The organism is Janthinobacterium sp. SUN033, assembly GCF_030397595.1.
GTDB classification, from domain to species: domain Bacteria; phylum Pseudomonadota; class Gammaproteobacteria; order Burkholderiales; family Burkholderiaceae_D; genus Janthinobacterium; species Janthinobacterium kumbetense.
In genome coordinates, this window is sequence record NZ_JAPQNV010000004.1 from 713,812 (window position 1) to 734,967 (window position 21,156).

At 63.7% G+C, this 21,156-nt stretch carries 18 protein-coding genes; 12 read left to right on the top strand and 6 right to left on the bottom strand.

Annotated elements, in window-relative coordinates:
• Positions 1-146 precede the first annotated feature (146 nt).
• Entirely contained in the window at positions 147-1,187 is a 1,041-nt protein-coding gene (locus OX460_RS20330) for a class I SAM-dependent methyltransferase (RefSeq protein WP_289899725.1), read from the bottom strand.
• Positions 1,188-1,317: 130 nt separating this feature from the next.
• On the opposite strand from OX460_RS20330, the gene OX460_RS20335 reads away from it, so the two are divergent.
• Entirely contained in the window at positions 1,318-2,214 is an 897-nt protein-coding gene (locus tag OX460_RS20335; protein WP_289899726.1) for an AraC family transcriptional regulator, read from the top strand.
• Positions 2,215-2,269: 55 nt separating this feature from the next.
• Positions 2,270-2,680 (top strand): VOC family protein, encoded by a 411-nt coding sequence (locus OX460_RS20340; protein ID WP_099668299.1) that lies wholly within the window; start codon positions 2,270-2,272, stop codon positions 2,678-2,680.
• Positions 2,681-2,828: 148 nt separating this feature from the next.
• On the opposite strand, the gene OX460_RS20345 is transcribed toward OX460_RS20340, so the two are convergent.
• Positions 2,829-5,699 (bottom strand): insulinase family protein, encoded by a 2,871-nt coding sequence (locus OX460_RS20345; protein ID WP_289899727.1) that lies wholly within the window; start codon positions 5,697-5,699, stop codon positions 2,829-2,831.
• 283 nt (positions 5,700-5,982) lie between these two features.
• Here OX460_RS20345 and OX460_RS20350 point away from each other — a divergent pair, with 283 nt between their 5' ends.
• The 5 genes from OX460_RS20350 (at position 5,983) to OX460_RS20370 (ending at position 11,145) form a co-directional block, all read left to right on the top strand.
• Entirely contained in the window at positions 5,983-7,395 is a 1,413-nt protein-coding gene (locus tag OX460_RS20350) for an ATP-binding protein (RefSeq protein ID WP_289899728.1), read from the top strand.
• The gene (locus OX460_RS20355; RefSeq protein ID WP_289899729.1) at positions 7,392-7,934 is read left to right on the top strand and encodes a hypothetical protein; all 543 of its coding nucleotides are present in this window, start codon (positions 7,392-7,394) and stop codon (positions 7,932-7,934) included. The genes OX460_RS20350 and OX460_RS20355 overlap by 4 nt, the downstream gene beginning before the upstream one ends.
• On the top strand, positions 7,931-9,298 hold the full coding sequence (locus OX460_RS20360; protein WP_289899730.1) for a sigma 54-interacting transcriptional regulator: 1,368 nt from the start codon (positions 7,931-7,933) through the stop codon (positions 9,296-9,298). Before OX460_RS20355 ends, OX460_RS20360 begins: the two co-directional genes overlap by 4 nt.
• Positions 9,299-9,565: 267 nt before the next feature.
• Positions 9,566-9,928, top strand: a complete 363-nt coding sequence (locus tag OX460_RS20365) for a BON domain-containing protein (protein ID WP_034752546.1) — start codon at positions 9,566-9,568, stop codon at positions 9,926-9,928.
• A gap of 212 nt (positions 9,929-10,140) precedes the next feature.
• Positions 10,141-11,145 (top strand): bile acid:sodium symporter family protein, encoded by a 1,005-nt coding sequence (locus OX460_RS20370; protein ID WP_099665995.1) that lies wholly within the window; start codon positions 10,141-10,143, stop codon positions 11,143-11,145.
• On the opposite strand, the gene OX460_RS20375 is transcribed toward OX460_RS20370, so the two are convergent.
• Positions 11,142-11,924, bottom strand: a complete 783-nt coding sequence (locus OX460_RS20375) for a sterol desaturase family protein (RefSeq protein WP_289899731.1) — start codon at positions 11,922-11,924, stop codon at positions 11,142-11,144. The two genes, OX460_RS20370 and OX460_RS20375, sit on opposite strands and share 4 nt — an antisense overlap.
• 166 nt (positions 11,925-12,090) lie before the next feature.
• On the opposite strand from OX460_RS20375, the gene modA reads away from it, so the two are divergent.
• Genes modA through OX460_RS20395 form a run of 4 tightly spaced genes read left to right on the top strand, consistent with a single transcriptional unit; the run spans position 12,091 to position 15,057 of the window.
• Positions 12,091-12,849 (top strand): molybdate ABC transporter substrate-binding protein, encoded by a 759-nt coding sequence (gene modA, locus OX460_RS20380; protein ID WP_099665997.1) that lies wholly within the window; start codon positions 12,091-12,093, stop codon positions 12,847-12,849.
• 15 nt (positions 12,850-12,864) lie between these two features.
• The gene (modB, locus tag OX460_RS20385) at positions 12,865-13,536 is read left to right on the top strand and encodes a molybdate ABC transporter permease subunit (RefSeq protein WP_099665998.1); all 672 of its coding nucleotides are present in this window, start codon (positions 12,865-12,867) and stop codon (positions 13,534-13,536) included.
• Between the two features lie 8 nt (positions 13,537-13,544).
• The gene (locus tag OX460_RS20390; RefSeq protein ID WP_257219068.1) at positions 13,545-14,249 is read left to right on the top strand and encodes an ATP-binding cassette domain-containing protein; all 705 of its coding nucleotides are present in this window, start codon (positions 13,545-13,547) and stop codon (positions 14,247-14,249) included.
• 40 nt (positions 14,250-14,289) lie between these two features.
• Positions 14,290-15,057, top strand: a complete 768-nt coding sequence (locus tag OX460_RS20395) for a TOBE domain-containing protein (RefSeq protein WP_099665999.1) — start codon at positions 14,290-14,292, stop codon at positions 15,055-15,057.
• A 1-nt stretch (position 15,058) separates the two neighbouring features.
• Here OX460_RS20395 and OX460_RS20400 read toward each other — a convergent pair whose 3' ends face one another.
• Positions 15,059-18,133 carry a response regulator gene (locus OX460_RS20400; protein WP_289899732.1) on the bottom strand — a complete coding sequence of 1,025 codons (3,075 nt, stop codon included), beginning with the start codon at positions 18,131-18,133 and terminating at the stop codon, positions 15,059-15,061.
• 249 nt (positions 18,134-18,382) lie between these two features.
• Between OX460_RS20400 and fnr the strand changes: the two genes are divergently transcribed.
• A complete protein-coding gene (gene fnr, locus OX460_RS20405) occupies positions 18,383-19,141 on the top strand; it encodes a fumarate/nitrate reduction transcriptional regulator Fnr (protein ID WP_034782711.1) in 759 nt (252 codons plus the stop codon).
• A gap of 3 nt (positions 19,142-19,144) precedes the next feature.
• Here fnr and OX460_RS20410 read toward each other — a convergent pair whose 3' ends face one another.
• Positions 19,145-19,669, bottom strand: a complete 525-nt coding sequence (locus tag OX460_RS20410; RefSeq protein ID WP_251349655.1) for a FixH family protein — start codon at positions 19,667-19,669, stop codon at positions 19,145-19,147.
• 102 nt (positions 19,670-19,771) lie between these two features.
• On the bottom strand, positions 19,772-21,154 hold the full coding sequence (gene ccoG, locus OX460_RS20415) for a cytochrome c oxidase accessory protein CcoG (protein ID WP_099666002.1): 1,383 nt from the start codon (positions 21,152-21,154) through the stop codon (positions 19,772-19,774).
• Between the last annotated feature and the right edge of the window lie 2 nt (positions 21,155-21,156).

A 21,156-nucleotide genomic window follows, 5' to 3' on the forward strand; every position in this document is an offset into this window, starting at 1 on the left:
GCTATCTCAGGTGCGTGATGCGGGGTTTGTCATGGTTCAGTGTTCAGCGCCATCGCTGCGCAGCCAGTATTCAACCACATGGGCGCAGCGCTTGCCATGCGATGCATCAAATGGCGCTTGCGGCAGCGCGCTGCGCGCGGGCGGATTCACGCTCCATCCTTGCGCGCAATCAACACCTGCACGGGCGCCATGGGGAAATCGCTGGCGCTGTATTGTTCCACTTGCCGCCAGCCCGTGTCGCGCAGCAATTGTGCCAATTCTCCCTGCTGGGTTACCGTGCGGCCCAGCATGCGCATCGGCAAGTAATACGGCAGCACGCGCGCCGCGTCGCCGGCTGCCGGGGCGATTTCCGCCTGCACGCAAACGAAGACGCCACCGGGTGTCAACGCCGCATGGATCTTGCGCAAGGCCGCCGCCATGTCGGGCACGAAATGCAGCACGGACGAGCACCAGATGAGGTCGTAGCCGTTGCCGATATCGTCGCTGGCCAGGTCGCCGCCCACAGTCTCCAGGCGGTCAGACAGTTGCGCATGGGCGATGTTCGCGGCCGCCACGGCCACCGTTTCCGGCCAGTCGAAGACGCCGCCGTGCAAGCCCGCATGGGCTTGCGCCAGCGCAATGGCAACCCAGCCCGGTCCGCCGCCCAGGTCGAGCAGGCGCAGCGGCGTGTGGCCGTCTGCAAACGGGGCGATGCGCTGCATCACGGACAGGGCTGCGCGCATGGTGACGGCGCGTTGTTCCTGGCCAATCTGCTGCTGCGCGGCAATGGCCCAGTTGATGCCACTTGCCGTGCTGTAGGGCGCGGCCTTGCCGCCCTCGCGCACCAGCGTGCTCAGCTGGGTGGCGAAATGGCGCAGCGCATGCAGCCGGTACAGCCAGGCGTCGCCGCAAAAGGCCACGGAGTCGCGGCAGAAATACTGCAAGGTGGCGGCCGTGCAGCGGTAGCGCCGCGCATCAGCATCGGCCGCATCGCGTTCCAGCACCTGCATGCTCCACAGTAATTCCAGCAGCAGCGCCGTGTGCGGCGCGTGCAACGACAGGGCGTCGGCCAGCTGCGCCGGCGTGTGCGGCGTGGCCAGCAGTTCGAGAATGCCCAATTCCAGGGCGGCGGCCAGTCCATCGGCCTGGACGGGCGCGACGGCCAGGTCCCAATACGGTTGCAAGGCGTGTTGTGTGCTGAATGGCATGGTGCTTCCTTTCGGTGAGGTGGGCAAGAGCACCTATTTTATGCAACAATGAGAATAATTATCATTTGCATTTGTATGCGACACGGCGCATTTCGTATGCGCGACGGCGCGCGGAAAAACAGGGGGAGCGATGAGGGAACAGGACAGGGAAGCGGCAGGCTGGACGCGGCGCCAGCTGGACCCCGGGATGGGCGAGTGCCGCGCGGACCAGCGCCAGGTCGACCAGGGCTTGCTGCTCGTGCATTCCGATTACCGTCCGCGCCTTGCGCTCGTCGAGCAATCGAAGCATGACGATGCGGGCGGCATGGTGATCACCATCGGCCTGGAAGGCGTGTCCGGCTACACCACGCGCGATGGCGAACAATTGCGTTTCCGGGCCGGCCATACGACGGTGACGGCCTTTCGGCACGTCAGCGGCGAGCGCCGTTTCGAAGCGAATCAGCGGGCGGCGCAATTGCGCGTGCTGGTCGATGAAGACGCGCTGGCGCGCTACTGGCCGCAAGGCCTGGCGTCATTGTTACCCCACGGCGGCGCGCGCCAGCTGGCACATGCGGCCACCACGGCGGCGTCCGCCCAGCAGGCGCGGGCGCTGCTGCGCGCGACGGACCCGCTGGCCGTGCACATCGGCGTGCTCAGTGTCCTGGCGGAACAGTTGCGGGTGCTGCGGCCGGCGCCCGCGCCCGCTTCCATCCCGCGCTGGTCCGAGGCCGAGATGATCAAGCTGGAGCGCGTCCATGCGCTGATGCAGGAGCAGATGGCGCAAGACCTGACGCTCGATTACCTGTGCGCGCAAGCGGGCCTGAGCTTGTTCAAACTCAAGCAGGGATGGCGCTACCGCTACAACGACAGTCCGCAGCGTACCCTGCTGGCGTTGCGCATGCAGCGGGCAAAGTTACTGCTGGAAAATGGTTGCCAGGTGGCGCAGGCGGGCTGGCAAACCGGTTATCGCCATCCGTCCAATTTCAGCGCCGCGTTCAGCCGCTATTTCGGCTACGTGCCGAAGACCGTGGGACGCGCTGGCGCGTAAAAAGCCGGTGTAGAATCGGCGGGCAGCATTTTTCATCTCACTTGAAGGAGACATGATGGCCCGCAAAATATTTGTCAATCTGCCCGTCCAGTCGCTGGAACGCTCCGTGGCGTTTTTCACGGCACTGGGTTTCAGTTTCAATGCCCATTTCACCGATGAAACGGCAACGTGCATGATCGTCGCCGACGACATTTTCGTGATGCTGTTGACGCACGATAAATTCAAGCAATTCACGCCCAAGCAATTGTGCGATACCAAGGTGGCGACGGAAGTGCTCGTGTGCCTGTCGGCGGAGAGCCGCGGCGAAGTCGATGCGCTGGTGGCGAAGGCCGTCCAGGCGGGCGGCAGCATCTACAAGGAGCCGATGGATTTCGGCTTCATGTATGGCCACAGTTTCCAGGACCTGGATGGACATCAATGGGAGTTGATGTTCATGGAGCCGAACGCCGTACCTGGAAACGCCTGACCAAACCTACTGCGCGTCGCGCTTTGCGGCCGGCGATGCTCACCGTACTAGAGTACGGTTGCGCTTCTCGGCCACAAATCACTGCCGCTCGCTACGGTTTTGTCAGGCGTTGCAACAGCCAAGTCAAAACACTTGTTAAGCCCACGCCTTAGCTGGCCAGCGCCAATAAATCGACCACGTCCAGCCCGGCCAGGTCTTGCGTCGTGTTACCCGCAAACGCGGCGCGGCTCTGCTGGCCGTTTTTCAGCCAGGTGCGCGTGACTTCCTTGATCTGGCTCAGGGTGCAAGTCAATACACCCGTGCGGAATTGCTGGCGCACGGCTTCCGTCGTGCCGCGCTGCTGCATGTTCCACGCCGTCAGCGCTTCCGCGTACGGCGAATGGGGCTTGTCGAGGCCCTTGATGACGCAGATGATGGCTTCTTCCACTTGTTCCTGCGAGAAATCGCCGTCGAGGATCTGATCCAGGGTCGTGCCGAAGTCGGCGTACGTGCCGGCCAGGCGCGGATCGCGGTAGGAACTGAGGGTAAACGTGCCGGCGCCGGCCGCATAGCTGGCGCTGCCGCCATACGCGCCGCCTTTTTCGCGCAGGGCCGTATGCAGCACCTGGTTGGTCATCAGTTCGGCGGCCACGGCCAGGGCGGACGCGTCCGGATTGTGTACGCCAGGCACGGCCCAGGACACGAAACAATGGTTGATCTGGCTCGTCGCATGCAGGGCCGTGTTGGCCAGCGGCAAGGCTGCCGGCGCTGGCGTTTCAGTTGCTGCGGCCGCGTCCGTGTTGGCTGCCGGCAATTCCAGCAAGCGGGCCAGGGTGATGCCATCTTGCTCCAGGCCGGCGCACAGCACGGTCGGCTGCTGGGCGATGATGTGCGCGTGCAGGGTGTCGAGCTCGCGCGCGATTTCCTGCAAGCCATCGGAGGTCTTGCTCAGCTGCTGCAGACGGCGGTAGAACGGCAAGGCCGCCGGGCCGCCCACGATGTCGTCGAAGCGGCGCGTGGGCGACAGCGGTGCCGCCGCGGCCAGCATGGCGTAGCGGTTGCCCGATTCGGACAGGCTGCTCAATTTGTCTTGCACCAGGCTTTCGATCAGGAAAGCCAGGCGCTCTTCCTCATCGAAGCGGGGCTTGGCGATCCAGGCCGACAGCACGGCGGCGATCGCCGCGTGTTCTTCGCGCAAGCCGCTGGCCGAGAACGACAATTCCACGCGCATCGCTTGTTGCGGGCGGGGAATGGCTTCCAGGCCGATGTGGAACGATGGCACCATGCTCTGGCGCCAGGCGCTGGCGTCGTCGAACGACATGTCGCCCACGCCCAGTTCCGGCGCCAGGTCCGTGTAGAGGCGCAGCCAGGGCCACGACGCTTCCGGCAAGCCCGACACGTCGTACAGCACGTTGGCATAGCTGATGCCGTTCGAGGCAATGCTGAACGCCACGGCGCCGTCGACGGCCGGGGGAATCGGCAGTGCCGGGCGCGGCAGCGCGCTGACGTCGCCGGGGCGGATGCGCGGCAAGACTTCGGAATTCGACGGCAGCTGCTGATGCGCTTCCAGCGCGGCGGACTCGGCGATGATGTGCTCGCGCTCGGCGTCCGTCAGCTTCGCTTGCAAGGCCGCCAGCCTAGCGTCTTCCAGGGCGGCGCGGTCCGTGAAGTAGGCGCTGTCGGGCACCACGTGGGTCGTCAAACGGGTTGGATTGGCGATCAGCTCGCGCACCAGCTGCTTGAAGAATTCCGGGTCTTCGATCTGCTGTTCCAGGGTTTCCAGGATGTCCGCATTGTCGAAGGCATCCATGACGTTGCCGTCATACATGGCCAGCGGCAAGGCGTGCAGCAGGCGGCCCAGGCCGTAAGGCATGCGGCCGCTGCTGATTTCGCGCTGGCTGTATTTGATATCGCGCAAGGCCGCGTGCAGCACGGCGGCGGGGATGCCCTCTTGCGCCGTCTCTTCCAGGGCCGTCCAGATGCGCTGGTGCGCGTCGGCGATCTGTTCCTGCGTCAAGCCTTCCATGCCGATGTGGAACACCATCTGGCGGATGCCCGCGTCGCGGCCATTCATGTCCGATGGGCGGCCATAGCCGGCCGATTCCATGGCGCGCATGACGGGCGCCGACGATTCGCCCAGCAAGCCGTGCGACAGCAAATGCGCGTGGTAGTAGGCGATGGGATCGCTCGACTCGCCCATCAGCCAGGCGAATTGCAGGCCGAATTCATCGTCGCGCGCTTCCTGCGATGGAATTTTCACCACGTTTTCCTGCGGCGCCGTCCACGTGGGCGCCAGTTGCGGCAGGCGGCGCGGGCTGAAGCCGCTGAGCTTGGACAGCACGCGTTCGGCCACCTGCTCCTGCACGGCCGACGCTTCGATATTGCCGGCGGTCATGATCACGGCTTGCGAAGGGTGATAGTGGCTGGCGTGGAATTCTTTCAGCATCTCATGCGTCAGTTCGGGGATCACCAGCGGATCGCCGCCCGATTCCACTTCATACGTCGTGCCCTTGAGCAAGGCGCTGGCGATGCCGCTGTCGAGCGCGCGCATGGGGCTGTTGAAGGCGCCCTTCATTTCATTGAAGACGATGCCCTGGTACACCAGCTTGTCGCCTTCGAACGCGTGGCGCCAACCTTCCTGGCGGAAATTCAGATAATCGAGATTCGGGAAGAAGGCCGCGTCCAGGTAGACGTCGAGCAGGTTGAAGAAATCCTTGCGGTCGGTGCTGGCGAACGGATACACGGTGCGGTCCGGGTAGGTCATCGCATTCATGAAGGTGGCCGTCGAGCGGCGCAGCATCGAAAAGAAGGGGTCGCGCACCGGGTAGCGGGCCGAGCCGCACAAGGCCAGGTGCTCGAGGATGTGGGCGCGCCCGTCGCTTACTTCCGGCACAGTGGGAAAGGCCACCAGGAACACCATCTCAGCCTGCTCGGTATGCATGTGGATATGGCGCATGCCCGTTGCTGGCTCGACATATTGCTCGATGGTTGCCTGCAAGACTGGAATGAAGTTGCTGCTGACTTTTTCAAATGTGCTCATGCGGTATGGGATCTCTGCGGTAGGTGATTCGGAGTGTCGGTGGGGCTGCATCACATGTGGGGGCAAAGTGGCGTAATGCCAGGGCCGGGGCCACTTTGATGCCTGTATGAAGCTTTTCTCTATTGTACTAGGAGTATCTGCGCGCCGCCGCCGTGGCTTGCTTGCCGATCGCAAAAGCAACAATATTGCCAGATTGGCTATTTTTTGACAGGTGGCGCCCCGCGATGAACGCTTAGCGTACCATGCGCCTTTTGCACTCCAGACTGAACCGAAGGCGCCCACCTTGTCCCGACTTTCCTTTCGCCAACTGCTATTTGCCGCCTTCATTTTGACGACGGGCATTTTGACGGCCACCTCCGTGCAAGCCCTGCTGACCCTGGAACACCTGGCGCGGCTGGGGCGCGAGACGGCGGCGCAGGCGATTGCCTTGACGGAACAGTCGCAGCGCCTGTCCGAGCGCACGCTGGCCATGGAGCGCAGCGCGCGCCAATTCCTCGTGCTCGACGATCCAGTCTTCCGCGAGCGCTACGCGGCGGCCCGCGACGAAGCGACGGCGGCGCTGCAAGTGCTGAACCGGGCCACGCCCGAGTTCGCCCCGCAGCTGGCCGACGAATGGACGGTGCAGGCGCAAGCGGCGTGGGAAGTCTTGCAAGCGGGTAAGCGCCGCAAGCGCGATGGCCACGCCGTCGTGTACCGCGCGTTTGCCCGCATGACGCAGATCAATGACAGCCTGGCGCGCGAAAGCAAGACGGAAATCGGCAGCCGCAACGACGCCCTGCTGGCCGAGCTGGAACGCCAGCGCCGCCTGCTGGGCGTGCTGGTGGGGGGCGCCGTGCTGCTGGCGGGCGTGCTGGCCACCTGCTTCGGCTTTCTGTTGTCGCGCCCGCTGCGCCGCATCGAGACGGCCATCGAGCGCTTGGGCGACAAGCGCTACGACCAGCCCATCGTCGTCGGCGGCCCGGCCGACACGCGCCGCCTGGGCCAGCAGCTCGACTGGCTGCGCCAGCGCCTGGCCGATCTCGATGCCGACAAGGAACGTTTTCTGCGCCATATCTCGCATGAGCTGAAAACCCCGCTGGCGGCCCTGCGCGAAGGCGTGGCCTTGCTGGAAGACGAGGTGGCGGGCAAGCTCAGCGACGGCCAGCGCGAAATCGCCGGCATCCTGCAGCAAAACACGGCGTCCCTGCAAACCCAGATCGAAGACTTGCTGCGCTACAATACCGCCGCTTTTGATGCCCAGCATTTGGCGCGCAGCAAGGTGGACTTGCTGGTCTTGCTGCAAGATGTGGTGGCCGGGCAGCGCCTGCAATGGCTGGCGCGCCGTTTGACGGTCGAGGTGCAGGGCGCGTCGCTGATCGTGCAGGCCGACCGCGACAAGCTGGCCACGGCCCTGGCGAACCTGCTGTCGAATGCCGTGCGCTTCAGCCCGGAAGGCGGCACCGTGCGTTTCACCCTGTCTGGCGAAGGCGGCCGCGTGCGCATCGATTGCACCGACGAGGGCGCCGGCGTGGCGCCCGAGGACGCCGCGCGCATCTTCGAGCCGTTTTACCAGGGCGTGCGCCAGGCGGCCGGCGCGCGCAACGGCAATGGCATCGGCCTGTCCATCGTGCGCGAATATATCGCCGCCCACGATGGCAGCGTCACTCTTTTACCGCGCCCCGCCGGTGCGCATTTTCGGATAGAACTGCCCTTATGATGACGAGAATTCCCCTGGCCGGCATGGCCGCCTGCGCGCTGCTGCTGGGCGCTTGCGCCGCCAAGCCCCCCACCCAGACGCCCGTGCTGGTGCAGACGCCGCCGCGCGTGGTGGTGGTGGCCGATCCCCAGCTGACGGAACTGCTGGTGTATCAGGGCGCCTTGCGCCTGATGACGCCGTCGGAACTGGTGAAGGCGCAGCTGGACCTGGCGAAGGCCGATCACGCGCCGCACAACACGCTGCGCCGCGCCATGCTGCAGGCGGCCTTGCGCGGTCCCGGCGACCTGGCCCGCGCGCAAGCCTTGCTGGAACCGCTGGCCACGGCCACGGGCAAGGACGCGCAACTGCTGGTGCCGCTGGCGCAATTGCTGGGCAGCCAGTATGCGGAACTGCGCCGCCAGGACGAGGGCATCGACAAGCTCAACACGCAGCTGCGCGACGCCCAGCGCCGCATCGACCAGCTCAATGAAAAGCTGGAAGCACTGAAAAACATCGAGCGCAGCCTGTCCGTGCGCCCCGCCGCGGGAGCGCCGAAATGAGCGAGCACGCCCACATCTTGCTGGTCGACGACGATCCCGATCTGTTGCGCCTGCTGACCATCCGCTTGAAGGCGGGTAACTATCGCGTGACGGCCGTGGGCAGCGCGGAAGCGGCGCTGGCGCGCCTGGCCGTGGAATTGCCCGCCCTGGTTATTACCGACGTGCAATTGCCGGGCCGCGACGGCCTGGCCCTGTTCGATGAAATCCGCCGCCAGCATGCGGCCCTGCCCGTCATTTTGCTCACAGCCCACGGCACCATTCCCGACGCCGTCGACGCGACGGCGCGCGGCGCGTTTGCCTACCTGACGAAACCGTTCGACGGCAAGCTGCTGATGGAAAAAGTGGCGTATGCCATCAACTTGTCCACCGTCATGCCGACGCCCGCGTCCGGCGACGAGAGCTGGCGTGCCGAGCTGATCAGCCGCAGCGCGCAGATGGCCGAGCTGCTGGCCGAAGCCCAGCTGGTGGCCGGGTCCGACGCCAGCATCCTGATTCGCGGCCCCAGCGGCACGGGCAAGGAATTGCTGGCGCGCGCGCTGCACAATGCCAGCCGCCGCGCCAAGGCGCCGTTTATCGCCGTCAACTGCGGTGCCATTCCCGAGCAGTTGCTGGAATCGGAATTGTTTGGCCACGTCAAAGGCTCGTTTACGGGCGCCGTCGGCAACCGCGAAGGCTTGTTCCAGGCGGCCGATGGCGGCACCCTGTTTTTAGATGAGATCGGCGACATGCCGCTGCCGCTGCAGGTGAAACTGCTGCGGGTGCTGCAGGAGCGGGCCGTGCGCCCCGTGGGCGCCGACCAGACGCGTCCGGTGGACGTGCGCTTGTTGTCCGCCACGCACCGCGACCTGGACGTGGCGATGACCGAGGGGCAATTCCGCGAAGACCTGTATTACCGCCTCAACGTCGTAACCTTGACCTTGCCGCCGCTGGCCGAGCGCCGCGAAGACATCGCCTTGCTGGCGAACCATTTCCTGCAGAAGCTGGCGGCCAAGTATGAGAAACCCCTGAACGGCTTTGCGCCCGACGCCTTGACGGCCCTGGTGGCGGCGCCATGGCCCGGCAATGTGCGCCAGCTGGTCAATGTCGTCGAGCAAGTGTGCGCGCTGGCCACGGCGCCGCTGGTGCCCTTGAGCCTGGTGCAGCGGGCCTTGCGCGTGCCCTCGCTGGAAGCGCTCAGCTACAACGAAGCGAAGCAGCGCTTCGAGCGCGACTACCTGATACAACTGTTGCGCCTGACGGATGGCAACGTGGCCGATGCAGCCCGCCTGGCCGACCGCAACCGCACGGAGTTCTACCGTTTATTGCAGAAATACGAGCTGACGCCGGCCCTGTTCCGCGGCGAAGGCGACCCTGTCGCTGAATAGCGACAAAAATAAAGTATTAATAATCAACGACTTATTGTAAAACATTGATATTGTTGCCACAGGCTGTCGCTGGCAGACGACAAAAAGCCCGGATTTTCGGCCCGGAACGCCGCGAAACGGACAGGAAAAATCGAGTCTAAAGCTAAGTCGTTGATTTTGAATGGAAATTAAAAGCTGGCACGGCGCTTGCTGTATGGGTAGATGTGACGCTTCAAAGTGTTGCTTTATCCAAGTAAGAAGCTTTTAACTTCATTGAGAGGAACTACCATGCAAACATCGAAACTGTTCAATACCCTGGTTGCCGCTATCGTACTGTCGGGCGCCTCGATCACCGCTTCGCATGCAGCTGACTCCGCACCAAAAGCACAAGCTCCTGCTGACACTGTCGTGGCCGCCAATGCCGCCGCTGCCGTCCCTGATGAAACCATCACTTCCTCGGCCAAGGCCGCCCTGAGCGCCGATGCGCAAGCCGCTGCCCTGCCCGTCAAGGTAGCAACCCAGCAAGGTGTGGTCGTCCTGTCGGGCGACGTGCCGAGCGCCGAAGCGGGTGACCGCGTCGTGCAGATCGTCGCTTCCGTGAGCGGCGTGAAAGAAATCAAGAACGAGCTGAAAGTCAAAGCCGCCGGCTAAGCCCTCGCGCTGTACTTTACTCCGGGTTGCCCTGTCTGCGGACAGGGCATTTTTTTGTCCGCACGGTTTGACCCGGCCAGCCATGCCGATGCCGCCAGGCAAGGAGCAGGGAAATACAAGTAGAATAGCCAGCACTGGCGCCGCTCCCGGCGCTGTTTGTCATCCCCGGCACAGCATTCTGTTGCAAGGCTGCGCCGTTACCAGGCTACCGCATGTCTTCTTTTTCTCCCGCTGCCCTGTTGCGCAATCTGAAACCCGATAACTTCACCATCGCCCTGCTCGTCACCGTGGCGCTGGCCACTTTCCTGCCCTGCACGGGCCAGACGGCCGTGGTCTTCGGCAATATCACCACCGTCGCCATCGGCGCCCTGTTCTTCCTGCACGGCGCCAAGCTGTCGCGCGAAGCCGTGGTGGCAGGCGCCATGCACTGGCGCCTGCACTTGCTGGTGCTGGCCAGCACCTTTGTCCTGTTTCCTCTGCTGGGCCTTGCACTGCGCCCGCTGGCGCTGACCTTCCTCACGCCTGACCTGTACATGGGCATCTTGTTCCTGTGCGCCTTGCCGTCCACCGTGCAGTCTTCCATTGCCATGACCGCCATGGCGCGCGGCAACGTGCCGGCCGCCATCTGCAGCGCTTCGGCCTCGAACTTCATCGGCATTTTCCTCGCCCCCCTCCTGGTGGGCTTGCTGGTGGCCAAGGGCGCGGAAAGCAAGTCGTCGGTGGACGCCGTGCTGTCCATCGTCCTGCAACTGCTGCTGCCCTTCCTGGCCGGCCAGTTCCTGCGCCGCTGGATCGGCCGCTGGGTCGACCGCCACAAGGCCACCCTGAAATACGTCGACCAGGGTTCGATCTTGCTGGTGGTCTACACGGCCTTCAGCGAAGCCGTCAGCGAAGGCCTGTGGCATACGATTTCGGTGGAAACGCTGGTGGCCCTGGGCCTGATCAGCCTGCTGCTGCTGGCGCTGGTGCTGGGTATTTCGACCTTTGTCAGCCGCCGCCTGGGTTTCAACAAGGAAGATGAAATCGCCATCGTCTTTTGCGCCTCGAAGAAAAGCCTGGCCAGCGGCGTGCCCATGGCCAAGGTGCTGTTTTCCACGCGTTCGCTGGGCATGGTGATCTTGCCGCTGATGCTGTTCCACCAGATTCAGCTGATGATTTGCGCCGTGATCGCGCAAAAGTATGCGCGGCGCGACGAGGCGGCGGCGGTGCGCGTCTAGGGGATGGACGGGGCCTTGCTGCGCACCGGCCACGTCAGCGCGTCAAGCAAGGTGCCCGGCGCCTTGCCCGTGTCCAGCCCCGTCGGGGGATATTCTCCCGCGCGGGGAATATGGTGGGTGCCGAACAGCCAGTCGAAGACGGGGAACAGCCCCGCGAAATTGCAGTTGAAATGCTCGGCTTGCACCGAGTGATGAACGCGATGGTACTGCGGTGAATTGCATAACATCCAGTAACGGCCAAAGCCGACCCGGACATTCATGTGCGGGAAAACATGATACAAGCTCAGTATTCCGTACATTCCCAGAATCACCATATTGGTCTTGAATAAGATCCCCGCCAGCAGATAGATACTGAGTGCCTTGATGCCCGCTTCGGCCCAATAGTGCCGCGTCGTTGTGCTGGCATTCATGGCCGTATCGCTGTGATGGAAGGAATGCATGGCCCACATGGCGGGTACGCGGTGTTGCACGCGATGAAAGACGTATTCCAGAAAATCCATGGTCAGGGCATACGCGAGGAAGGCCGGCGCCAGCATCCAGCCTGAAGAGGCTAGATTGATGAGCCCGCCGCCGGCCGCATTGACAAGCTGTACCGTGACGATGGCCGTGAGCGGGGCCAGCATGGCGCCGCTGGCGGCATAGATGAGCATATACGCAAGATTGAAGCGTGACGCCCCCGAAGGCTGTTGCTGCAGGGGATGCCGCCTCTCGATGAGCAATGCCAGAAGAATGACCGCCAGGAGCATCAGGGGGCCAAGCAGTAGCGCTGCGTATCCCATCGTTTACCCCTGGAAAGTAGTGGATAGTTGTCTCTTGTTAAAAATAGTCCGCCCATTCCCGTCTGTCAATGTCATTGGCATTGCCTTGACCCATGCAATGGCAGAACGCTATATATAAGTGTATATTACGCTCCTTGTTCACCGTTCACTTTACAAGGATACGATCATGCGCCTCACCTCCCTCGCCCGCCTGCTTGGCACCGCCCTGCTGGCCACCGCCGCCACCTCCGCCCTTGCCGGTGAAGTGGTGGTGTCGGCCGCGGCCAGCCTGACGAACGCGTTCAAGGATGCGGCGCAGAGCTACGAGGCGCAGTATCCGGGCAGCAAGGTTTCCCTGAACTTCGCCGCCTCGGGCGTGCTGCTGCAACAGATCGTCAAGGGCGCGCCCGTGGACGTGTTTGCCTCGGCCGACCAGGAAACCATGGATGCGGCGCAAAAGCAGGGCTTCGTCCTGCCGGCCGACCGCATGGATTTCGTCGGCAACAGCCTGGTGCTGATCGTGCCGCACGATAGCAAGCTGGGCATCAAGAACTTGAGCGACCTGACGCACAAGAGCGTGACCCGCGTGGCCATCGCCAATCCGGCCAGCGTGCCCGTCGGCCGTTACTCCGAAGGCGCGCTGAAGAAGGCGAAGCTGTGGGACGCCGTGCAGCCCAAGGCCATCGGCACGCAGAACGTGCGCCAGTCGCTCGACTACGTGGCGCGCGGCGAAGTCGATGCGGGCTTTGTCTACGCCACCGACGCGGCCATCATGAAAGACAAGGTGAACGTGGTGCTGGACGTGCCATTGGACGCGCCCGTGCTGTACCCGATCGCCACCATCAAGGACAGCGCGAACCAGGCTGAAGCGAAGCGCTTCGTCAGCTACCTGCAGACGGCGCCGGCGCAAGCCATCCTCGCCAAGTACGGTTTCAAGAAGCCATAAGGTAAACGAACGCGCATGGATATCGCCTGGACCGCGCTGGCCCTGTCGCTCAAGGTAGCGGCGTGGGCCACGGCGCTCAATTTGCTGCTCGGCATCGGTACGGGCTATGTGCTGGCGCGCACGCGTTTTCCCGGGCGCGAGCTGCTCGACGCCCTCATGACCCTGCCGATGGTGATGCCGCCCACCGTGCTCGGCTATTACCTGCTGGTGCTGCTGGGCCGGCGCGGCACGATGGGCATCTGGCTGCAGGACAACTTCGGCATCAACCTCATCTTTACCTGGCAGGGTGCCGTGATCGCCTCCACGGTGGTCGCCTTTCCCCTCGTCTTCAAGCCCGCGCGCGCCGCCTTCGAAGCGGTCGACGGCCAGCTGGAGCAGGCGGCCCGCGTGCTGGGCATCTCGGAAATGGCGATCTTTTTCCGCGTGACCTTGCCGCTGGCCTGGCGCGGCATCCTCGCCGGCGTGCTGCTGGGCTTTGTGCGCGCGCTGGGCGAGTTCGGCGCCACCTTGATGGTGGCCGGCAGCATCCCTGGCAAGACGCAGACCCTGTCGGTGGCCGTGTTTGAAGCCGTGCAGGCGGGCCAGGACGAGGTGGCCAATACGCTGGTCCTGATTATTTCCCTGGTCTGCATCGTGGTGCTGCTGTCGGCGGGCCGCCTGGCGCCCGGACGCATCGCGCACAAATGATGCAGATGATGACGCCTATGCAACTCGACCTCGACCTCCGCGCCACCTTGCGCTCCGGCAAACGCCGCTTCGACCTGCAGGTGCAATGCACTTCCAGCAGCCAGCGCATCGCCATGTATGGCCCGTCCGGTGCCGGCAAGAGCATGACCCTGAAAGCCATTGCCGGCCTCTTCACGCCGGAGGCGGGCCATATCCGCCTGAACGGGCGCACCCTGTTCGATTCCGCCGCCGGCATCAATTTGCCGCCGCAGCAGCGCAATGTCGCCTATCTGTTCCAGGATTACGCGCTGTTCCCGCACCTGACGGTGCGCCAGAACGTGGGCTTTGGCCTGCGCCGCGGCTGGTTCAACCCGCGCGCGCGCGAAAAATTGCAGAAGGTCGAGCATTGGCTCGACGCCTTCCACCTGCAGGAACTGGCGCACCAGTTTCCCGACGAGTTGTCCGGCGGCCAGCGCCAAAGGGTGGCGCTGGCGAGGGCGCTCGTGGCCGAACCGGCCGCGCTGCTGCTCGATGAGCCGTTTGCCGCCCTCGATCCGGCCCTGCGTGTCAAAATGCGCCTGGAGTTGAGCCAGTGGCAGCAGCGCCTGGACGTGCCCATGATCCTGATCACACATGATCCGGAAGATGCGCGCATTCTGGGTGAACATGTGCTTTACTTGCGTGACGGACAAATTGACAGCATGGAAGAGACATTGGGTGAACGCATTGGATAAATCAGCGGCAGCGGAAATCGGCCTGCAAGGCTCGGTATGGATGACGGTGGGCGGAGAAAACCTGGGCGGCGCCGGCCGGGTGGAATTGCTGGGCGCCATCGCCGAATGCGGCTCCATCACGCAGGCGGCCAAGCTTGTGAAGATGAGCTACAAGGCGGCCTGGGACGCCATCGACGCGATGAACAACCTGGCCGGCGAACCGCTGGTCGAGCGCTTGACGGGCGGCAAGGGCGGCGGCGGCACGCGGCTGACGCCAAGGGGGCGCCAGCTGGTCGACAATTTCCGTATCATCGAGCGCGAGCATGCCCGCTACCTGCGCCAGCTGGGCAGCCAGGCGGAAGGCATCGCCGACGATCTTTTACTCATACGGAGAATGGCCATGAAAACCACGGCACGCAATCAATTCCTGGGCAAGGTGACCGAACTGAAACAGGGCGCCGTCAACGATGAAGTCACCCTGGAATTGCCCGGTGGCCAGCACATCGTGGCCATCGTCACGCAGGGCAGCAGCGCAAGCCTGGGCCTGGTGCCGGGCGCGGAAGCGTTTGCGCTGATCAAGGCGTCGTCCATCATCCTCGTGACGGACAGCCAGGGCGCGCGCTTTTCCGCGCGCAACCAGCTGGCCGGGGTCGTGACGCGCGTGCAGACGGGCGCCGTCAACACGGAAGTGGTGCTGGACTTGCCGCGCGGCGGCACGATTGCCGCCATCATCACCAACCAGAGCAGCACCGACCTGGGCATCGAGCTTGGCAGCAACGTGACGGCCATCTTCAAGGCGTCCAGCGTGATTCTGGGCGTGCCCGCCTGATTTAATCCTGCAGGCGCGACAACCAATCCGCCGCCGCCGCCAGCGCCTGTTCCAGTTCCTGCGCCGTGTGCGCCAGCAGCGCCGGCACCTCGTCCAGGCGGCCCGCATCGATGGCTTCCTCGGTGGCGAACGCGGCGCGGATCAGGCGTTTCGTGCCCAGGGTGCCGACGGAGCCGCGCACGCTGTGCAGGATGCGTGCCACGTCGCTGTGGCGGCCCGCCTGCAACGCCGTTTCGGCCTCGTGCACGGGCGTCATGCCCTTGTTCAGCGCGTCTTCCACCATGCGCCGCAGCACGCCGCGCCCCTTCGCATCGCGTCCCATCACGCGCATCAGCGGCGCCATGGAAAACACTTCTTCATCGGCGACGCGTGCCGGCTCGGCCGTCTGTACTTGCGGGCGCTTGGGCAGGTGGCGCAGGATGACTTCCATCATCTCTTCCACCACCACGGGCTTGGCGATGAAATCGCTGATGCCGGCCGTCATGCAGCGCTCGCGCTCGGACGCCAGCACGCCGGCCGTCATGGCGATCACGGGCAGGTGCAAGCGCAGTTCCGTGCGGATGATGTGGGTGGCGCTGAAACCGTCCATGACGGGCATCTGCATGTCCATCAGCACGATGTCGTAGCGCAGCGCTTCCGTGCGCAGCCGTTCCACGGCTTGCAAGCCGTCGCCCACCACGTCCAGGGTGGCGCCCATGTGTTCGAGGATGCCGCGCGCCACGGCCTGGTTCAGGTGGTTGTCTTCCACCAGCAGGAAATGCACGCCGGCCAGTTCCGTGCCCAGCGGCTGGTGCAGCATGCGCTGCTCGCCGCCGTCGTCCTTGGCGATCAGCGCCTGGTGCAGGGCGTCGAACAGGCTCGATCCCGTGATCGGCTTCATCAGCACGACATCGGCCTCGGCTGCGCTGGAGATTTCTTCCAGGTGGTTGCGGGCGAAGGCGTTGACCATCACGACGATGGGCTGGCGCTGGCCGCTGGCCGCCTGGCGGATGGCCTTGGCCGTGGCCAGGCCATCCATGACGGGCATGTGCCAGTCGGCCAGCACCACGTCGTACGGTTGCTGCTGCGCCAGGCGTTCGCGGTACAGTTCGATGGCGGCAAAACCGGAGTCCACTTCGTCGGCCAGCCAGCCCCACGCCTCGATCAGCTTGACGATCAGTTCGCGCGTGGTGCGGTTGTCGTCGGCCACCAGCAGGCGCAGCTGGCCCAGCGCCGGCGTGCGCCGCGTTTCGGCCGGCTGCGCCAGCATTTCGAAGGGCACGCTGAACCAGAAGCGGCTGCCCTTGCCTTCGCTGCTGGCGACGGCGATGTCGCCGCCCATCATGTGGATCAGCTGCTTGCTGATGGCCAGGCCCAGGCCCGTGCCGCCGAAGCGCCGCGTGATGCTCTGGTCGCCCTGGGAAAACGCGGCAAACAGCTGCTGTTGCTGCAGTTCCGTCATGCCGATGCCCGTGTCGCGCACTTCGAAGCGCAGCCAGGCGCGGCCGCTCTCGCTCTCGGCCAGGCTGACGGCCACCACCACTTCGCCGCTCTCCGTGAACTTGATGGCGTTGCCGGCCAGGTTGACGAGGATTTGCTGCAGGCGCTGGGCGTCGCCCACGAGGCGCCGCGGCACGTCGGGCTCGACGGCGATGGCCAGTTCCAGCTCCTTTTCGCCCGCATTCATCGTCATCGTCGTGGCCAGGGTATTCATGACTTCATCGAGGTCGAATTCGACGGGCGACAATTCCATGCGCCGCGCCTCGATCTTCGAATAGTCGAGCACGTCATTGAGGATGCCCAGCAGCGACTGGCCCGCCACTCTGACCATGGTCAGATACTTGCGCTGTTCCGTGTCGAGCTTGGTATTGCCCAGCAGATACACCATGCCCAGCACGGCATTGAGGGGCGTGCGGATTTCATGGCTCATGTTGGCCACGAAATCGCTCTTCGCGCGGTTGGCCGCCTCGGCCCGGTCGCGTTCCTGTTCCAGCTCCGCCGCGCGCGATTCGAGTTCCTGCTGCAGGCGGTCGCGTTCGCTCATCAGGCCGTTGAACGCTTCCGTCAGTTCGCCGATCTCGTCGCGCTGCTGCACCGGCACGGGCGTGAAGCGGCTGCCGCTGGTGCGCAGGGCCAGCAGGGTGTCGCGCAGGCGCACCAGCGGCGACAGCAGGCGCACGGTGACCCAGCCCAGAACAAAGGCGGCCAGCAGCGAGGCGAGGATGCTCCACAGCACCAATCGGTACAGCACGCCATCGAACGGTTCGAAGGCATCCTCGACGGGGAGCGAGGCGGCCAGCAGCCAGTTCACGGATTTCAGGCGCTTGAAGCTGTTAACGGCCGTGATGCCGCGGCTGTTGGTGCTGACCATGCTGCCTTCGCCATCTTCCTTCAGCAGCCGGGTCGTCGTCAGGTTGGCGTTCGGCTTGCGCGGTTGCAGCAAGCGGCTGGTATCGGGGTGCAGCACGTAGCGCGGCACGGCGCCGCGCGTGAGAATGAAGTAATAGCCGTTCTTGCCGATCTTTTCCGAGCGCAGGCGGCCCAGCAGGTTGTCCTTGTACAGGCGCAGCACGCCGATCACCACGCCGGCCACCTGGCCATCGGCGGCCAGCACGGGCGCCACCATCTGCACGATGGGCATGCCGCTCGACTTGCCCAGCATCGGTTCGGTGATCATGGGCTGGCGCGTGCGCAGGACGGTCTGGAAATACTCGCGCTCGGCGACGTTGATGCCGGCGCGCCCCGCTACCTCCGGCATGTCGGCCACGACGGCGCCATGCGCGTCGAGCACCAGCACGTCATCGAACAGCACCAGCATCGAGCGGCGCGAATAGTATTCGCGCAATTGGGCGGGCCGGGCGATCAATTCCGGCGGCTGCTGCCTGGCCGTCAGGGTGACGATCTGCAGCAGCATGCCCAGCTTGTCGTCGAGCTCGGCAGCGGTGCGGGTGATCAGGGACGATTGCTGGCTCAGCAGTACTCGGGTGAAGTCGTCGCGCATGTGCTGCACCTGGATCATGGTGACCAGCGCGATCATGGCGATCGAGGTCAGGCTGGTGGCCAGCGCGACTTTTGCTTTAATGCCGAGAGGCTTCATGATTTCCTTTTCAGTACCGGGCGGCACAGGCGGCAGATAATGCTGTCAGGAATTTTCCTATCAATGCCCCAGCTTGGCAAGCGCCGCCGCGCAAATTGCCCGTCCCGGATGGGCTTTTGACGATGTTGCCATATAATTAAAGGCTGGACGTCGTTTATTCGCCGAATTTACGGTGAAATTGGCATACGGCAACCCTGTATGCGGCTGTATGCAGTAAACTTGTTGTTGCATTTTCTAAAAGGTACCGACATGACTGAAGCGCTACTCACTCCAACCTTGCCCACCGTGAACGTGGAGGCGTTGCGTGCGCGATGCTCGACCTGCAGCATGCATCAATTGTGCCTGCCGATGGGCCTCGATGTGGGCGATATGGACAGGCTGGATCAGATCATCGGCCGCCGCCGCAAGATCGTGCGCGGCGCCTCGCTGTTCCGTATCGGCGACTCGTTCCAGAACCTGTATGCGATCCGCCTGGGGCATTTCAAGACGTACCAGATCAATCCGGGCGGCGAAGAGCAGGTGACGGGCTTCCAGATGGCGGGTGAACTGCTGGGCATGGACGCCATCAGCGCCGACCGCCACCACTGTAATGCGGTGGCTCTGGAAGACAGCGAAGTGTGTGAAATCCCGTTTTCCAGCCTGGAACAATTGCTGGGCAATATGCCGACCCTGCTGCGCCATTTCCACCGCATGATGAGCCAGGAAATCACGCGCGAGCAAAGCGTCATGCTGTTGCTGGGCAATATGCAGGCGACGCAGCGCTTTGCCGCCTTCATCGTCAACCTGGCGTCGCGCTATGAAGCGCGCGGCTATTCGGGCAGCAATTTCCAGCTGCGCATGTCGCGCGAGGAAATCGGCAACTACCTGGGCCTGACCATCGAGAGCGTCAGCCGCCTGCTGTCGAAGTTCAAGAAGGAAGGCTGGCTGCGCGTCTCCAATCGGGAAATTGAAATCCTGCAGCCGGCCAAGTTAAAAGCCATTACGGCCGGCACGGACGTCTGCAAGTAAGACTTACAGTTCCTCGTCCGCATGCAGCGCGATGCTGCGCTGCAGGGGCCAGGTCCAGATGCCGGACAGGCGCCACTCGCGTTTGTCGTTTTCCACCAGCACTTGCCAGCGGCTGCGCTCGAGCATCGGCAGCGCCACGGAAAAATTGCCGGCTGCGTCGGGCTGCACCAGCACCTTGATATCCTTTTCCGGCAGGGTCGCATGCGCCAGGTGCAGCTGCAAAGGCGCCTGATAGGCCTTGCCGAAGCTGTGCACGGAACCGGTCAGGCGTGCTTGCGCCACGTCATACGACAGGCGCGTATCCATCGCCAGGTCGCTGGCGATCGTGTCGCGCTTCAAATCCTGGTTGATCGCCTTGCCCTGCTTGTAATAATCGCCCACCACCAGCGCATCGGGCTGCGTAAACGCGATATAGCCCATGAAGCTGCCGACGACCACGGACAGGCCGGGGCCGATCATCAGCAGCCATGGCCAGCGATGCTTGTACCACGGTGCAACGGGTGCTTGCAGTTTCAGACTGTCGGACATGGTATTTCTCCTGTGTAAACGGCCAATCCCCGTGCGGGGACCGGCCTTCCTGCAACTTCGTGGCGGCGGCGAGGGCACCCGGTCCCCGTCCGCCTTTCCTTGTTAACGTGGCACGATGAATACCGCGCTTTCACGCACATGCAGCGATGGGTCGTCCAGCGATTGCAATTCGATCGCAATCTTGTTCGAGCCCTTCTCTCCCACGCCGTGCGGCACGCGCAGGCGGATGGGCCAACCCAGCGTTTCCGTCGGCTGCAAGGTCACTTCTTCGCGCGTCAGCAAGGTCAGGCCCGGCAAGCCGGAAGCGCTGATTTTGAAATGCTGGCTTTGCTCCGACGTGTTCATGATCTGCAGGCGGTAGACGTTTTCGATCATGCCGTCTTCCACTTCGCGTCCCATGGAACCGCGGTCGCGGATCACGTCCATTTTCAGGGGCGTGCGCAGGGCCAGCGAAGTACACACGGCGATGATGATCAGGGCCAGGATGGAAGTGTAGATCAAGACGCGCGGGCGCATGGCGCGCTGGCGTATCTGCTTCGAATTGAAGTTGTTTTCCATCGCATGGTCGGTACTGTAGCGTACCAGTCCCCGTGGCCGGTCGACCTTGTCCATCACGCTGTTGCAGGCATCGACGCAAGCGGCGCAACCGATGCATTCATACTGCAGGCCGTTACGGATATCGATACCGGTCGGACACACCTGCACGCACAGGGTACAGTCGATGCAATCGCCCAGCTTGTCGTTGTTGCCGGCCTTCTTGCTCATGGCGCCACGTGGTTCACCGCGCTTGGCATCGTAGGTGATGATCAAAGTGTCCTGGTCGAACATGGCGCTCTGGAAGCGCGCGTAGGGGCACATGTATTTGCACACCTGCTCGCGCAGCCAGCCCGCGTTGCCGTAGGTTGCCAGACTGTAGAACAAGACCCAGAACCATTCCCAGGGACCGAAGTTCAGCGTGGTCACCGACTGCGCCAGTTCCTTGATCGGCGTGAAGTAGCCGACAAAGGTAAAGCCCGTCCACAGGGCGATGGCGCCCCATACCAGGTGCTTGGCCGTCTTCTTGAACGCCTTGCGCACGGAGGGGCCCTGCTTGTCGAGGGCCATGCGCGCACTGCGCGTGCCCTCGATGCGGCGTTCGACCCACAGGAAAATTTCCGTGTATACCGTTTGCGGGCAAGAGAACCCGCACCACACCCGCCCGGCAATGGCCGTGACGAGGAACAACAAATACGCACAGATGATCAGCAGGGCCGCCAGATAGATGAAATCCTGGGGCCACAGCACGACGCCGAAAATGTAGAACTTGCGCGTGGTCAAATCGAACAGCAGGGCTTGCCTGCCATTCCAGGTCAACCACGGCAAGCCGTAGAACGCGAGCTGGGTAAGCCATACGCATACCCATCGCCAGGTAGCGTAGCGTCCTTTGGCCTCGCGAGGGTAGATTTGCTCGCGGGCCGCATACATCTTGATGACTTGAGGTTCCATTT

Coding starts and splice junctions, on each gene's coding strand:
- OX460_RS20330 (WP_289899725.1), bottom strand. CDS start 1,187: ATGCCATTCAGCACACAACACGCCTTGCAACCGTATTGGGACCTGGCC.
- OX460_RS20335 (WP_289899726.1), top strand. CDS start 1,318: ATGAGGGAACAGGACAGGGAAGCGGCAGGCTGGACGCGGCGCCAGCTG.
- OX460_RS20340 (WP_099668299.1), top strand. CDS start 2,270: ATGGCCCGCAAAATATTTGTCAATCTGCCCGTCCAGTCGCTGGAACGC.
- OX460_RS20345 (WP_289899727.1), bottom strand. CDS start 5,699: ATGAGCACATTTGAAAAAGTCAGCAGCAACTTCATTCCAGTCTTGCAG.
- OX460_RS20355 (WP_289899729.1), top strand. CDS start 7,392: ATGATGACGAGAATTCCCCTGGCCGGCATGGCCGCCTGCGCGCTGCTG.
- OX460_RS20360 (WP_289899730.1), top strand. CDS start 7,931: ATGAGCGAGCACGCCCACATCTTGCTGGTCGACGACGATCCCGATCTG.
- OX460_RS20365 (WP_034752546.1), top strand. CDS start 9,566: ATGCAAACATCGAAACTGTTCAATACCCTGGTTGCCGCTATCGTACTG.
- OX460_RS20370 (WP_099665995.1), top strand. CDS start 10,141: ATGTCTTCTTTTTCTCCCGCTGCCCTGTTGCGCAATCTGAAACCCGAT.
- OX460_RS20375 (WP_289899731.1), bottom strand. CDS start 11,924: ATGGGATACGCAGCGCTACTGCTTGGCCCCCTGATGCTCCTGGCGGTC.
- modA (WP_099665997.1), top strand. CDS start 12,091: ATGCGCCTCACCTCCCTCGCCCGCCTGCTTGGCACCGCCCTGCTGGCC.
- modB (WP_099665998.1), top strand. CDS start 12,865: ATGGATATCGCCTGGACCGCGCTGGCCCTGTCGCTCAAGGTAGCGGCG.
- OX460_RS20390 (WP_257219068.1), top strand. CDS start 13,545: ATGACGCCTATGCAACTCGACCTCGACCTCCGCGCCACCTTGCGCTCC.
- OX460_RS20395 (WP_099665999.1), top strand. CDS start 14,290: ATGACGGTGGGCGGAGAAAACCTGGGCGGCGCCGGCCGGGTGGAATTG.
- OX460_RS20400 (WP_289899732.1), bottom strand. CDS start 18,133: ATGAAGCCTCTCGGCATTAAAGCAAAAGTCGCGCTGGCCACCAGCCTG.
- fnr (WP_034782711.1), top strand. CDS start 18,383: ATGACTGAAGCGCTACTCACTCCAACCTTGCCCACCGTGAACGTGGAG.
- OX460_RS20410 (WP_251349655.1), bottom strand. CDS start 19,669: ATGTCCGACAGTCTGAAACTGCAAGCACCCGTTGCACCGTGGTACAAG.
- ccoG (WP_099666002.1), bottom strand. CDS start 21,154: ATGGAACCTCAAGTCATCAAGATGTATGCGGCCCGCGAGCAAATCTAC.